The following is a 13,358-nucleotide window of genomic DNA, read 5'->3' on the forward strand; positions in this document are numbered from 1 at the left end:
CTAGCAGCTCGGCAGCGTGAAGATGTGCACATTTTCTTCTCCGAAGACCTTCTTGGCCTGCTTGATGGCGGATTCCGGGGTGTTGTCGGCAAGGTAGTAGATCGCCTTCACGCCGGCCTGGTCGGCCGCCCACTTGTTGATCTTGAGGGCCGTTCCAAACCTGTCCGGCCTGCGGGCCTTGGCGCCACCGCCGACGAAGATGTATTCGCCGTTCGGCCCGATGACGTCGAGACCACTCGATCCCACGTTCGGCATGACGATCGGAATGTCCTGCCCGTTTTCCCCCTTGGCCACCTTTCCGCCGACCAGCTTAGCGATGTACTCCTCGCGCGCGATGCCCAGATCTCCCGCGTCACTGCCGCCGCCCGACATCACGAACGAGCGCTGCGCGGGGTCCATCGATCGCGCGGAACTCTGCGCCGCGGAACCGGCCTTCTTCTTGTCCGTCACACAGGCCGGAAGCTTCTTCCACGCATCCTCGAGGATGTCCTCGCTCTTGTCGACGAGCTTCCTCGCCTTGGCCGTCTTGTCGAGGAAGTCGTTGATCCCCGCGATGGCCTTCGCGATCCTCGGTAGCTTGCTGGCGATCTTGAGCGCTTTGGCCGGGCCGAGGTTCTGGATGATGGCCCAGAGGCAGATCCCGACGTCGGGGGCGTCCCAGCACTCCTTGATGTCCTCGGCGAACAGTTCGACGAGGAGCTCGCCGCCGTTCTCCTTCAGGTAGTCGAGCAGGTCCTGCTGGGCGAGCGCGCGGGCGGCCTCGTACTCCGCCTCGCTGATGCCGGCGGCTTCGAGCGCCTTGCGCTCAGCCTCCTCCAGGGAGTAGGCGTCGCCCTTCTCCTTGCTCCGGGCAGCCTCCCCGCGTTCCTTGCGCTCCAGCTCGCGCTGGTACTCCTCGGCCCGTGTGGCCGCCTCGTCGGCTTCCTTGGCGTAGGTGCCGGCGTTCTTGGCGGCGGTCTCGGCCGACTTGGCGTGTTCCTCGGCGGAGGTGGCGAGCTTGTCGGCGTCGGCCGCGTCCTTCTCCGCCTGGGTGGCCGCTCCCTGGGCGAGGCTCGCTTCCTTCTCGGCCAGGGTGGCGGCGCTGCTCGCGGCCGCGGCGTGGTTCTCCGCGTCGGTGGCCGCTCCACGGGCGCGTGCGGCCTCGGCCTCGGCCTGGGTGGCGGCGTTGCGGGCCGCCGCCGCGTCCGCGAACGCCTCGTTGGCGGCCTGACGGGCGAGTTTCGCGTCGGCCTGGGCCTGGGCGTCGGCCTCGTTGGCCCGTGCCGCGGCGGCCCGGGCCTTGGCTCCGTCCTCGGCGGCCTGGGCCGCGGACTTCATCGCGGCCACGGAGGAGCGTGCCGCGTCAGCGGAGGAACGCGCCGCTGCTGCCGCCGCCTTGAACGCGGGGCCCACCTCGGCGTTGGCACGGGCGGCGGCGGCTTCGGCCGCTTCTGCGGCCTTGACCGCCTCCGCCGCTCTGGCCTCGGCCTTGGTCACCTCCGCCTGGCCCATCGCCTGGGCGGCCTGGGCGACCTCAGCGGCGAAGTCGGCGTTCACGTCCGTGCCGGTGAACGGGGCGGTGAGCTGGATGGCGGTGTTCGCCGGGTCGGCGATGCCGGCGGCGGTGGTACGGGCAGAGGTGGCGGCCTGGACGGCGATGGTGGACTGCAGGCGGGCCATCCCCGCTTCCGTGGTGGCGCCGTCGGCTTCCTCCCGGGTGCGGTTGGCCGCCTGAAGGGCCTGGTTGGCGTGGATGGCGGCCAGCCCGGCGAGCCGGGAGGCCTCGTGGGCGGCGATGCCGGCCCGGGCTTCCTGCGCGGTGGCCTCGGCCGCCTTGGCATTGGCCCGCTGAGTCGCCGCGCGCGTGGCCGCGGCTTCGGACTCCGCCTTGCTGGCCGCCGCGTTCGCCGCGAAGGCGGCGGCTTCGGCCTTGTTGGCGGCGGCGTTGGCCCGCGCGGCGTGCGCGGTGGCTTCACTGGCCGCAGCCCGCGCCCGCGCGGCCGCACCGGCGGCCTCGATGGCCGCCGAACGCGAACGCACCGCCGCCGAGGACGCCTGATCGGCCGCGCCACGGGCCGTACCGGCAGCCGTTCCAGCCGCGTCCGCGGCGGATCGTGCCTCCGTGGCCGCCGTGCGCGCGGTCTCGGCGTGCTCGGTGCCCTTCGCCTTGGCGGCCAGCGCTTCGGTCGCCCTGGCCCGGGCCTCTTCCGCCCTGTGGGCGCGTTCGGCCTCCACCGCCTTGTTCCGGGCGTTGCGGGCCTTGGTCTCCTCGCCCCTGGCCAGCTGGTCGGCCTTGGCGGCGACGCCCTCCTGGGTCTGCGCGGTGGCCCGCTTCTCGGCCGCCACGGCCGCGGCGGCCTGCGCGTCGGCCCGCTTGGCCGAGGCAGTCCGTGCCTCGGCCTCGGCACGCGCACGTGCCTGAGCGGCCACATCGCGTTCGCGTTCGGCCCGTGCCCGTGCGGCCGCCGCCAGGTCGCGCTCGCGTTCGGCGATCGCCCGCTGCTCGGCTGCGATCTTGGCCTGGCGCTGCGCCTCTACCCGCGCCGCCCGCGTCTTCTGGGCGTGGTCCCACGCCTGCTTCTCGGCCTGCTCGGCCTCGATCCTGGCCTGGCGGGACTTGGCCGCCGCGTCCGCCGCGATCTTCGCCTGCTTGGCCGCCGCCCCGGCGAGCCGGGCCGCCGCCTTCGCGTGCTCCTCGGCGTTCTCCCGCCACTTGGCGGCCTGCCGCGCGTGCAGCTCGGCCTGGTTCTTGGAGTTCAGCCCCGCGGCGTCGGCGGCCGTTGCCTCCACCGCTTGCTGCGCGGTGGCCGCCGCCTTGGCTGCCGCGTCCGCCGCAGCCTCGATACCGGAGGCGACCTCCGACCACTGGACGCCGTGGGTGAGCCCCGTCTCGACCAGAACACCGGCCTGTACCTTGGCCTGACCGGCCGCCACCTGCGCCTGCTTGGCCGCGTCCTCGGCGATACCGACCTGCCGCGCGATCTCGGTCTTGACCGGCCCGTAGTCGGACAGGCGCTTGCCGGCCCGGTCCGCGGCCAGCATCCGGTCGGCCTCGCGGGACTGCGAGCCCGCCGCGCTCATCGCGTTCGAGGCGGTCTTGAGCGCCTTGACCGCGTTGCCATGCGCGGCGATCAGCTTGGTACGTGCACCGGCGGCCGTGGCCGCCTTCTCCGCCAGCTCGCGCAGCCGCTCCGCCGCCTCCAGCGCCTCCTTCTGCGCCTTCTCGTGCGCGGCCCGGTCGTCCGCGTCCTTCTGCGCAGCGACCAGATAGCCCTTGTCCAGGAACTCGGCGATCACCTTGTCGTCGCCCGTGGCCAAGGCGGCCTGCGCGGCACTCTTCACCGCCGGGCCGCCGACCGCGACGAGCATCTCGACCCGCTTGCGGTTCTCTGCCGCGCGTTCCTTGTCGTTCTGCTCCGTCGCCTTGTCCCGCTGCCGCGCGATCTCGGCGCCGAAGGCCAGGAAATCGGCGCGGTCGCGGGCCGTGCCCTTCAGGACCCGCTCGACCTCCGCGTTGAAGAACGGGCCGCCCGTGCCGCGCATCGCCTCGATCTGGCGGCGGTTGGCGACATCGGCCGCGTCCCTCTTGTCCTTGGCGCGCTGCCGCGCCTCGGCTTCTCCGCGCTCCAGGAAGTCCCGAATCGCGTTTGGATCCGTACTCTCCAACGCCTTCTTGGCGGCCTCGCGGACCTCCTCCTCCTCGTCGAACTCCGCGAAGTCCTCCACCAATTGCCGGTCGCGGTCCGCGCTGATCTCGTCCAGTGCGGAATGTGGCGGCGCCGGGTCGGTCGCCGCCTTCGGTAATCCGGCCAGAATGCGGGTCATTTCGACCCTGCTCGACTTCTCCTGTGTGACGGCACCGGCTTCCCCGGTCACAGTGCCGAGGACGGCCAGGGCCATGACGGTCGACACCGCCTTGCCCATCATGCCGGGCACACGCCGGCGTAATCTTCCGGATCTCGACCGGAATCTCTTCCTCACGGGAACTCCTTCAATAAGGGAACAGGCCAAAGGAATTCGGCAAAAACAAGCCCCTGCCCTCACTGCGCGGGCAGGGGTGATCGGGGCCTCGGCCGCCAAGCCGGCAGCGTTACGGAGCTTCCGTGCGGCCGAGGGCCCGGTGGGCCGGCCCGGCGCGGTGTGCGCCGGGCCGACGGCGTCAGCCCTTGACGCGGTTCTCGCTGTCGCGGGCCCGGTCCGCCATGTCCTTCCAGAAGGCGGCCGTCAGGACGGCCTCCGTCTGCTCAGCGGCCCAGTCGCCCTGCCGGGCCTCGGCCGGCGCCGCGATCTTCTCCCAGATGGCGTCCGCGCTCTCCTTGGACAGTCGGGCGATGTGCTGCCAGCTCTCCGCCTGCGCTCTGGCCGCCTCCTGCTCGGTCAGCCAAGCCGACTGCGCGCCGTCCGCGTGATCAGCGACCGCCCGCCAGGCCAGCTCGGCCTCGGCACGCGCCTTCGCCGCGTCGGCCGACGACTTCAACGCCTCCTCGGCGGCCACGGCCTGCGCGACCAGCAACGACAGCACGTGCTGGCGCCGCACCTCCCCGTCCGCCACCCGGAGCCGGTACGCCTCCACGTCCAACGCCGCGCCGGTCGCCCAGCCGTAGCCGAAGAACTCCACGACGTCCGCGTCCGTGGAGCCGGAGCGCAGCGCCCACCGCGCCACCGCCCGCACCTGTTCGCCCGGATCGCCCTCCGCGACCGCCCGCACGAAGGCACGGTCCTTCTCGGCCACCTCCAGACGGCGCTGCGCATCAGCCTCCCGCATCACGCGGTCGCGCTGCTGCGCCTCGGCGTAACCGGTCTTCACGAACGCGGCCCGATCGGCGTCGGTGCCCTTCAGCGCCCGCTCGGCAGCCGATCGGACCTGCGGGGAGAACGCCGCCGGATGCGTGCTCACCACCCGCTCGCAGAACGCCCGGTTGCGTGACCGCGCGTCACGCAGGCGCTGCTTCGCCGCGTCGTAACCGCCCCCGGGGGCCAGCCACTCCGCGATCGCGTCGTCGCCCCGCGTACTGCGCAGCGCGTTCCACGCCGACGTACGGATCTCCGCGGGCAGGCCCGACTTGGCCAGCCGCAGCACACGCTCCCGCGCCTCGTCCGCCGCGGCGGCGACCACCAGCGCCGACGGGTCGGCCGGGTCTGCGGCCACCACCGGGGTGTACGCGCGGGCGGGCGCCGCGGGCACGACTGCGCCGCCGGCCAGCACGCCGATCACCAACGCGGACACGGCCCATCTCTGACGTCTCACGCCGTGACCGGCGGAATCTGCCACCACTTCCGCCCTCGCTCGTCAGGGTGCCATCGGTGCGGTGACTCGCCACTCCGCCAAGCGCACCTTAGAAGCGTCCCCGGGGAAACCACCGGGCAGAACGAACGCGCGGGAGGAGCGGGCGTAGACCTCCGTCGCCGTGGGCGCAAGCCAGTTCACACTGCTACCGGCGGCCTGCGTGAAGGACACACTGGTCGGCAGCCCAGCATCCGGCCGGGTGCACCAGGTGGCACTCTTCCGGAAAGTTGCACTCCGGTCATCCGCGGCGACCTCCACGCGCAGTCCGTCCTGCTCGGCCTTGCCGCTCCTGATGTAGTAGCCGGGCTTGCGCACAGACTCGAAGGAGTAGCAGCCGGGCTGACTCGCGAGGGAGGGCACTACGACCCAGGTGGCGTCCTCGCGGTCGGCCAGGGCGCTGGTGCTCTTGAGCGTGTCGTTGAGGACGACCTTCCCGCGGTCCGCGCTGGACTGACGCGCGTACTCACCACCACCTCCAAACACCCTGAGGGACTGGCGCTTGAGCCGGTACTGGGTGTCCGCCTTCAGGAAGACGGCGACGTCGTCATCGCTGCCGGCCAGGGCCTTCTTGGCAGCGGCGACCAGGTTGGGGTTGACTCGGCCGTTCTCGGCGGCGGCCTGTATCTGGAAGGCGAGCTGGCGGTTCGCCTCGGCGAGCTTCTTGCGCCGGTTCTCGTCGTCGCGCTTGTACGCGGCGTCGGCACCGGTGTGGATGTACGCCTTCCACACGGCCGGGTCGGAGCTGCGGGTGGCCCGCTGTCCTTCGGCGTACAGCTCGGTGCCGTGCAGGTCGGCGGCGGCCAAGCGCAGCAGCTCGCGGATGAAGTTGTCGTCGCTCAGCCCGAGCATGGCCTCGGAGGGAGTGATACGGAAGAGCGCTGCGGCGTTCTTGCGCGCGGCGATTTCCTTGCGGCGCTCGGCCTCCAGGCGGTCCTTCTCGGCCAGGTCCGCCAGTTCCTTGGCCACGTCCCGCTTGTGCGCCTCGCGGGCGCCGTTGACGATGAACTCCCGCCAGTCCGCCGGCTCACCGACCAGCGCCTGCAGTGCCGCCGCCCGCACCTCGGGACCGGACGCCTCGTGCCTGGCGACGGCCCGGATGAAATTGTCGTCGCTGAGGGCCAGCAGTTCGGGGGTGCTGGGGATGCCGATGGTGAGGAGGACCTGGGACTTGGCCAGCCGCGCCGCCCGCTCGGCTTCGGCCTTCTCCCGCTCCCGCTGCTGGTCGAGCCGGTACGCCTCGTGGACGCCTGTCACGATGAAGCGCACGTGGTCCTCGGCGACCGTGCTGGCCATCGACTGCTCTGCGGCGGTGCGCACTGCGTCCAGCTTCTCGCCCGCGTCGCTGGCCTTCTGCCACAGAGCATGGATGAAGTCGTAGTCGCTGAGCAGGAGCACCTCGGCGGTCGGGTCGAGACGCACCACGGCCGCGGCCTCGACACGCTGGGCGTCGGTCGTCCCGATGCCCGCCGCACGGGCCGCGACATCCGCTGCCGCAACGTCCGGAGCACTGTCGGCGACTGCTCCCGGCGCGACAGCGCCTGTTACGGCCGCGAGGGCGGTTGCGGTCACGAGGCCGCGCGTCATGATCCGCCCCATACGTGCGGAAGCGATGTGCTTGCTGTTCATGGATGTAAAGGAACCTTTCTGCCGCCACATACGGGCAGCCCGTCAAAGAAGCAGGGCTGGGCAGGGGGATGCGACTGCCGACGTTCGACGGAAGGGCAGCAGCCACGGCGCAGCAGGCGCGGGCGGACGTACGCCACCGTTGAGTGATACGCAGACGCGCAGTTGAAAACCCTGAATCAGACGACGGCCTCAAGAACCCGGAAATGCGAAGTCCAGAGAAAACAGCCAGTCCGAAAAACGCTGAAGCGTTACAGGGAAAGACACATACCTACCGCACCACGGGCCGAATACGCACTCGGCAGCGCAGCAGTACAGACGTCCGCATTTTGAGTTCCCCCCGCACGAATAAGAGCACCTAGGGAGCGCCCGGTCCGTCGAAGCATCACTGCCCCTTTGGTCCCCTCCGGCACGCTGCCCGGCCATGCTGGTCAGGCTGGCCGCCAAGACGTTAACCCACTCTCACAGAGCCACGCAATGTTTTTTGTGCCGCTGCGAATGAGGGCGGTTTGGTGATGGGCTGAAACAAGCCGTCTTTAACCCTGCAGACAAGCAGAAACGTCAGGCGGCCCGATCCACCAGAGCCGCCGGAGGCTCGTCGTCCATTTCGAAGGCCATGGGGAACGGGGCGTGGCCCGCCAGGCGGAACCAGCGGACCTTGCGGTGCCTGCGGAGGGCGCGGGCGGCGCGTACGGCGTCGTTGTGGAAGCGGCGGGCCATCGGGACGCGGCGCACCGCCTGTGCGAGCTCCTCGGCGGTCTCCTCGCCGCCGGGCGCCTCCCGCACCGCCTCCATCTGCTGGATCTCCCCGAGGACGGCCCGCAACGCCTGGCTCAGCTCGCTCTCGGCGACCTCCCGCTGCTCCTCCACCGCCTGACGGGCGGCGTGCGCGGCCTCGTAGAGGACGATCGAGGCGGCCGGATCCAGGACCCCCGCCGTCGCCAGTTCCTGCGCGACCGAGGCCCGGCGCAGCAGCTGCGCGTCCAGGGCGGCGCGGGCGGCGTCGATCCGGGCGTGCAGACGGTCGAGACGGCCGGCGGTCCAGCTCAGATAGAGCCCGATCGCGACCAGGGCCACGGCGATCCAGATGAGAGTGGTGGTCACGGGCGGCAAGGCTAGCGGCCCGGCCGGACCGTCGTTTCACCCCGCCCTGCCCAGGGCCCTGCTGGATCAGGTGGACACCGGCGGGCGCCGCACCGGCGCCGCCGCCCGGCGTCAGTCCCGGGCGAACCCCAGCCGGGCCCACAACCCGGTCACCCGCTCGTCCTCGGCCACCGCAGCCGCGCCCGCCGTCACCGTCTCGTAGACGGACAGGATGTCCGCGCCGACGGTCGACCAGTCGAAGCGACGCACGTGGGCGCTGCCCCGCTCGCGCAGTTGCGCGCGCCGGGCCGGGTCGTCCAGCAGGCGTACGGCCGCGTCGGCCAGGGCGTCGGCGTCCTCGTTGGGGAACAGTTCGCCGGCCTCTCCCTGGTCCAGGACCTGGGCGAAGGCGTCCAGGTCGGAGGCGAGGACGGGGGCTCCGGCGGACATGGCCTCGACCAGGATGATCCCGAAGCTCTCGCCGCCGGTGTTGGGCGCGACGTACAGGTCGACGCTGCGCAGGAAGCGCGCCTTGTCCTCGTCGCTGACCATGCCGAGGAACTCGACGCGGGAGCGCAGCTCGGCGGGCAGTGACTCCACCGCCTCCTCCTCGTCACCGCGCCCGGCGACCAGCAGCCGGGTCTGCGGACGGGCGGCGAGGATCTTCGGCAGGGCCCTCATCAGCACCGGCAGGCCCTTGCGGGGCTCGTCGATGCGCCCTATGAAGCCGATCGTGTCACCCTGCCACTCGGCCTTGGGCTCGGCCGTGGCGAAGAAGTCGACGTCGACGCCGTTCGGGATCACCACCGCGTCCCCGCCGAGGTGCTCCACCAGGGTGCGGCGGGCGTACTCGCTCACCGCGATCCGCGCGCTGATCTTCTCCAGGGCGGCCTGGAGGATGGAGTACGCGGCGATCATGGCCCGGGAGCGCGGGTTGGACGTGTGGAACGTGGCGACGATCGGTCCCTGGGCCGCCCAGCAGGTCAGCAGGCCCAGTGAGGGCGAGGTCGGCTCGTGGATGTGGATCACGTCGAACGCGCCGTCGTGCAGCCAGCGGCGCACCCGGGCGGCGCTCAGGAAACCGAAGTTGAGCCGGGCCACCGAGCCGTTGTACGGCACCGGCACCGCGCGCCCTGCCGAGACGACGTACGGCGGCAGGGGCGTGTCGTCGTCGGCCGGGGCGAGGACGGACACCTCGTGGCCGAGGCGGAGGAAGTACTCGGCCAGGTCCCGGATGTGGAACTGGACCCCGCCCGGTACGTCCCAGGAGTACGGGCAGACGATGCCGATCCTCACGGGCGCCCCTTCGCCGGGTCGAGGTCCGCGAGCCACAAGCGCTGCAGCATGTGCCAGTCCTCCGGGTGGTCGGCGATCCCCGTGGCGAAGGCGTCGGCCAGCGCCTGTGTCATGACAGACGTCTTCTCGGCGCGCGTGCCTGACTCGGGCACCTCGACGGGCGGGTGGAGGCGGCCCCGCATCACGGGCGAGTCGTCGTACCAGAGGGTGACGGGGAGCAGCAGGGCGCCCGTCTGCTGGGCGAGCAGGGCCGGTCCGGCCGGCATTCGGGCGGTGTCACCGAAGAAGTCGACCTCGACGCCGGAGGCGGACAGGTCGCGGTCGGCGACCAGGCAGACCAGGCCGCCGTCGCGCAGCCGCCGGGCCAGGGTGCCGAAGGCGGTGCCGCCGCTGTGCGGCAGGACCTCCATGCCGAGGCCCTCGCGGTAGGCGACGAACCGGTCGTACAGCGTCTCGGGCTTCAGGCGCTCGGCGACCGTCGTGAACGGGATGCCGAGCTTCGTGGTGACCCAGGCGCCGGCGAGGTCCCAGTTGGCCAGGTGGGGCAGGGCGAGGATGACGCCCTTGCCGGCGGCCAGGCCCTCGGTCAGGTAGTGCAGGTCCTTGGCGACGAAGCCGCCCGCGATGCGCTCCTTGCTCCAGGCGGGGAGCCGGAAGGACTCCATCCAGTAGCGCAGGTACGACCGCATGCCCGCGCGCGACAGCTCGGCGAGGCGCTCGGGGCTCGCGCCGGGCACCACGCGCGCGTAGTTGCTCTCCAGCCGCTGTACGCCCTTGCCGCGCTGCTTCCAGGCGAGGTCGGCGATGGTGTGCCCGAGCCGTACGGCGACCGGCTCGGGGAGCTTCTTGACCGTGCTCCAGCCGAGGCCGTACAGCGCGTCCGTCAGCCGGTCCTGTGCGCTCACGTGGCCGCCTCGCTCCCGTGAGAGGCGTTCTCGTTCTCCTGCTCGCCCCCATTGTCGTCCTGCTCGGCGGCCGCGGCCTCGGCCTCCGCGGACTCGCGGCGGACCGTGACGACCCGCTGGATCAGCGTGACGAGGCTGCCCACGGCGACGATCCACAGGGCGACGGGAAGCAGGTACTGGATGCCCGGGACACCGAACGCGTGCAGGCCCGCGAGACCGGCCGCGACCAGGGAGATCACCAGTCGCTCGGCCCGCTCGACCAGCCCGTTGACGGCCACCGGCAGGCCGATCGACTCGCCGCGGGCCTTGGTGTACGACACCACCTGGCCGCTGGCCAGGCAGAAGATCGAGACGGCACACAGGACGAGGTCATCTCCCCCGCCGGCGTACCAGAGGATGAAGCCGCCGAAGATCGCGCCGTCGGCGACCCGGTCGAGCGTGGAGTCCAGGAAGGCGCCCCAGCGGCTGGAGCGGCCGAGCTGCCGGGCCATGTTGCCGTCGACCAGGTCGGAGAACACGAACAGCGTGATCACGACCGTGCCCCAGAAGAACTCGCCCATGGGGTAGAAGACCAGCGCGCCCGCGACCACACCGGCCGTTCCGATGAGCGTGACGGTGTCGGGGCTGACGCCCCGCCGGATCAGAAACGCGGCGAACGGTGTGAGAACACGCGTGAAGAATGCACGCGCGTACTTGTTCAGCATGGCCTTCCCGAGGGTCGGTGTCGCCGTCTGGCCCCTGCTGGCCACCGGCTGGCCCATCGTAGCCACGCGCGCGTGCGGGTGACGGGCGGGACCCGAGGCCCGTGTCACGGCGCACCGGTGCGCGGGGCGGGGCGCGATCACGTCCTTCGTATGGACGCACCGTGACGGGAGTGGGAAGGTCGAATAACCGCGGGCGTCGCCGGAGCCGCACCGCACGCGGATCCCGCGTGTCCGCGCCCACAGTGACCTCACCGTGCACGGGAGGCAGGATCATGGGCGACAAGGCACAGACACACCCTGGGGCCGCCGGCAGGGCACAGGCGGCCGACCACCCCCAGTCCGTACGGAATGTGGTGCTGGTCGGCCACTCCGGATCGGGCAAGACCACGTTGGTGGAGGCCCTCGCGCTCACGGCGGGGGCAGTGAACCGGGCGGGCCGCGTGGAGGACGGCGGCACCGTCTCCGACTACGACGAGATCGAGCACCGGCAGCAGCGCTCGGTGCAGCTCTCCCTGGCCCCCGTCGAGTGGGACGGCATCAAGGTCAATCTCCTCGACACCCCCGGATACGCCGACTTCGTCGGTGAGCTCAGGGCCGGTCTGCGAGCGGCGGACGCGGCCCTCTTCGTCGTCTCGGCCTCGGACGGCGTGGACGGCTCGACCCGCATGGTGTGGGAGGAGTGCGCGGCCGTGGGCATGCCCCGGGCCATCGTCGTCACACACCTGGAGGCGGCGCGCGCCGACTTCGAGGAGATGACGCGGATCTGCGCGGAGGCCTTCGGCGCGGACGACCCCGACGCGGTCCTGCCGCTCTACCTGCCGCTGCACGGCCCACAGGCGCCGGACGGGCACGCCCCCGTGACAGGCCTGATCGGGCTGCTGTCGCAGAAACTGTTCGACTACTCGACCGGCGAGCGCAAGGAGTCCGAGCCGGGCGAGGACCAGCTGCCGCTGATCGAGGAGGCCCGCAACCGGCTGATCGAGGGGATCATCTCGGAGAGCGAGGACGAGACCCTCATGGACCGCTACCTCGCCGGGGAAACGGTCGACGTCAAGACCCTGATCGAGGACCTGGAGCGGGCCGTCGCACGCGGGGTCTTCTTCCCCGTCCTGGCCGCCGCCCCCGCGGCCGAGGGCTCCCGGCAGGGACTCGGCACGGTGGAACTCCTGGAGCTGATCACCCGGGGCTTCCCCACGCCGCTGGAGCACGAGACGGTGCGGGTGACGACCATCGACGGCAAGCCGCGCGAGCTGAAGCCGTGCGACCCGGACGCGCCGCTGGTCGCGGAGGTCGTGAAGACCTCCTCCGACCCGTACGTCGGCCGGCTGTCGCTGATCCGCGTGTTCTCCGGCACCCTGCGCGCCGACCAGACGGTCCACGTCTCCGGGCACGGCCTTTCCGACCGCGGGCACGAGGACCACGACGTCGACGAGCGGATCGGCGCCCTGTCCACCCCGTTCGGCAAGCAGCAACGCCCGGTCTCGCACGTCATCGCGGGCGATCTGGCGTGCGTGGCGAAGCTGAGCCGCGCCGAGACCGGGGACACCCTGTCCTCGAAGGACGACCCGCTGCTCATGGAACCGTGGCAGATGCCCGATCCACTGCTGCCGCTGGCCATCCAGGCGCACAGCAAACCGGACGAGGACAAGCTCTCGCAGGGCCTGGCCCGGCTGGTGGCCGAGGACCCGACGATGCGGCTCGAACAGAACCAGGACACCCACCAGGTGGTCCTGTGGTGCCTGGGCGAGGCGCACGCGGACGTCGCCCTGGAGCGGCTGCGCAGCCGCTACGGCGTCCAGGTCGACGTCGTACCGCACAAGGTGTCCCTGCGCGAGACCTTCGCGACCAAGGCGGCCGGGCGCGGCCGGCACGTCAAGCAGTCCGGTGGGCACGGGCAGTTCGCCATCTGCGAGATCGAGGTGGAGCCGCTGCCGGGCGGCTCGGGCATCGAGTTCGTGGACAAGGTGGTCGGCGGCGCGGTGCCCCGGCAGTTCATCCCGTCGGTGGAGAAGGGCGTACGGGCCCAGGCCGCCAAGGGAGTCGCCGCCGGGTATCCGCTCATCGACGTCCGCGTGACCCTCCTGGACGGCAAGGCGCACTCGGTGGACTCCTCCGACGCCGCGTTCCAGACGGCCGGTGCGCTCGCGCTGCGGGAGGCCGCGACCGACGCGAAGATCCATCTGCTGGAGCCGGTGGCCGAGGTGTCGGTGCTGATCGGCGACGAGTTCGTGGGCACCGTGATGAGCGACCTGTCGGGGCGGCGCGGCCGGGTGCTCGGCACCGAGCAGACACCCGGCGGGCGCACCCTGATCCGGGCCGAGGTGCCGGAGATCGAGATCGGTCGCTACGCGATCGACCTGCGGTCGATGTCGCACGGCACGGCACGCTTCAGCCGCCGGTACGTACGGCACGAGCCGATGCCGCAGCAGGTCGCGGACCGGATCCGTGAAGAGGAGCGCAAGGCCTCCTAGTTGGGGCCCG

At 71.6% G+C, this 13,358-nt stretch carries 8 protein-coding genes; 1 reads left to right on the top strand and 7 read right to left on the bottom strand.

The window, feature by feature from the left end:
• From PV963_RS08480 to pgsA, 7 genes are all read right to left on the bottom strand, one after another.
• The gene (locus tag PV963_RS08480) at nt 1–3,960 is read right to left on the bottom strand and encodes a hypothetical protein (protein ID WP_274815030.1); all 3,960 of its coding nucleotides are present in this window, start codon (nt 3,958–3,960) and stop codon (nt 1–3) included.
• A 178-nt stretch (nt 3,961–4,138) separates the two neighbouring features.
• The gene (locus PV963_RS08485) at nt 4,139–5,227 is read right to left on the bottom strand and encodes an ALF repeat-containing protein (protein ID WP_274815031.1); all 1,089 of its coding nucleotides are present in this window, start codon (nt 5,225–5,227) and stop codon (nt 4,139–4,141) included.
• A 42-nt stretch (nt 5,228–5,269) separates the two neighbouring features.
• The gene (locus PV963_RS08490; RefSeq protein ID WP_274815032.1) at nt 5,270–6,892 is read right to left on the bottom strand and encodes an AbfB domain-containing protein; all 1,623 of its coding nucleotides are present in this window, start codon (nt 6,890–6,892) and stop codon (nt 5,270–5,272) included.
• Nucleotides 6,893–7,450: 558 nt separating this feature from the next.
• Nucleotides 7,451–7,993 (bottom strand): hypothetical protein, encoded by a 543-nt coding sequence (locus tag PV963_RS08495; RefSeq protein ID WP_274815034.1) that lies wholly within the window; start codon nt 7,991–7,993, stop codon nt 7,451–7,453.
• Nucleotides 7,994–8,104: 111 nt separating this feature from the next.
• Complete coding sequence (locus PV963_RS08500) at nt 8,105–9,268, bottom strand: glycosyltransferase family 4 protein (RefSeq protein ID WP_274815035.1); 1,164 nt, start codon at nt 9,266–9,268, stop codon at nt 8,105–8,107.
• Nucleotides 9,265–10,173 (bottom strand): phosphatidylinositol mannoside acyltransferase, encoded by a 909-nt coding sequence (locus PV963_RS08505; RefSeq protein WP_274815037.1) that lies wholly within the window; start codon nt 10,171–10,173, stop codon nt 9,265–9,267. The genes PV963_RS08500 and PV963_RS08505 overlap by 4 nt, the downstream gene beginning before the upstream one ends.
• On the bottom strand, nt 10,170–10,934 hold the full coding sequence (pgsA, locus tag PV963_RS08510; protein ID WP_274821971.1) for a phosphatidylinositol phosphate synthase: 765 nt from the start codon (nt 10,932–10,934) through the stop codon (nt 10,170–10,172). The genes PV963_RS08505 and pgsA overlap by 4 nt, the downstream gene beginning before the upstream one ends.
• A 215-nt stretch (nt 10,935–11,149) precedes the next feature.
• Here pgsA and PV963_RS08515 point away from each other — a divergent pair, with 215 nt between their 5' ends.
• Complete coding sequence (locus PV963_RS08515) at nt 11,150–13,348, top strand: elongation factor G-like protein EF-G2 (protein ID WP_274815038.1); 2,199 nt, start codon at nt 11,150–11,152, stop codon at nt 13,346–13,348.
• The last annotated feature ends 10 nt before the right edge of the window (nt 13,349–13,358 follow it).

The organism is Streptomyces coeruleorubidus (assembly GCF_028885415.1).
Lineage (GTDB): Bacteria > Actinomycetota > Actinomycetes > Streptomycetales > Streptomycetaceae > Streptomyces > Streptomyces coeruleorubidus_A.

Excerpts from the sequence above, each read along its gene's own strand:
- PV963_RS08490 (WP_274815032.1), bottom strand. The coding sequence starts at position 6,892 with ATGAACAGCAAGCACATCGCTTCCGCACGTATGGGGCGGATCATGACG.
- pgsA (WP_274821971.1), bottom strand. The coding sequence starts at position 10,934 with ATGGGCCAGCCGGTGGCCAGCAGGGGCCAGACGGCGACACCGACCCTC.
- PV963_RS08515 (WP_274815038.1), top strand. The coding sequence starts at position 11,150 with ATGGGCGACAAGGCACAGACACACCCTGGGGCCGCCGGCAGGGCACAG.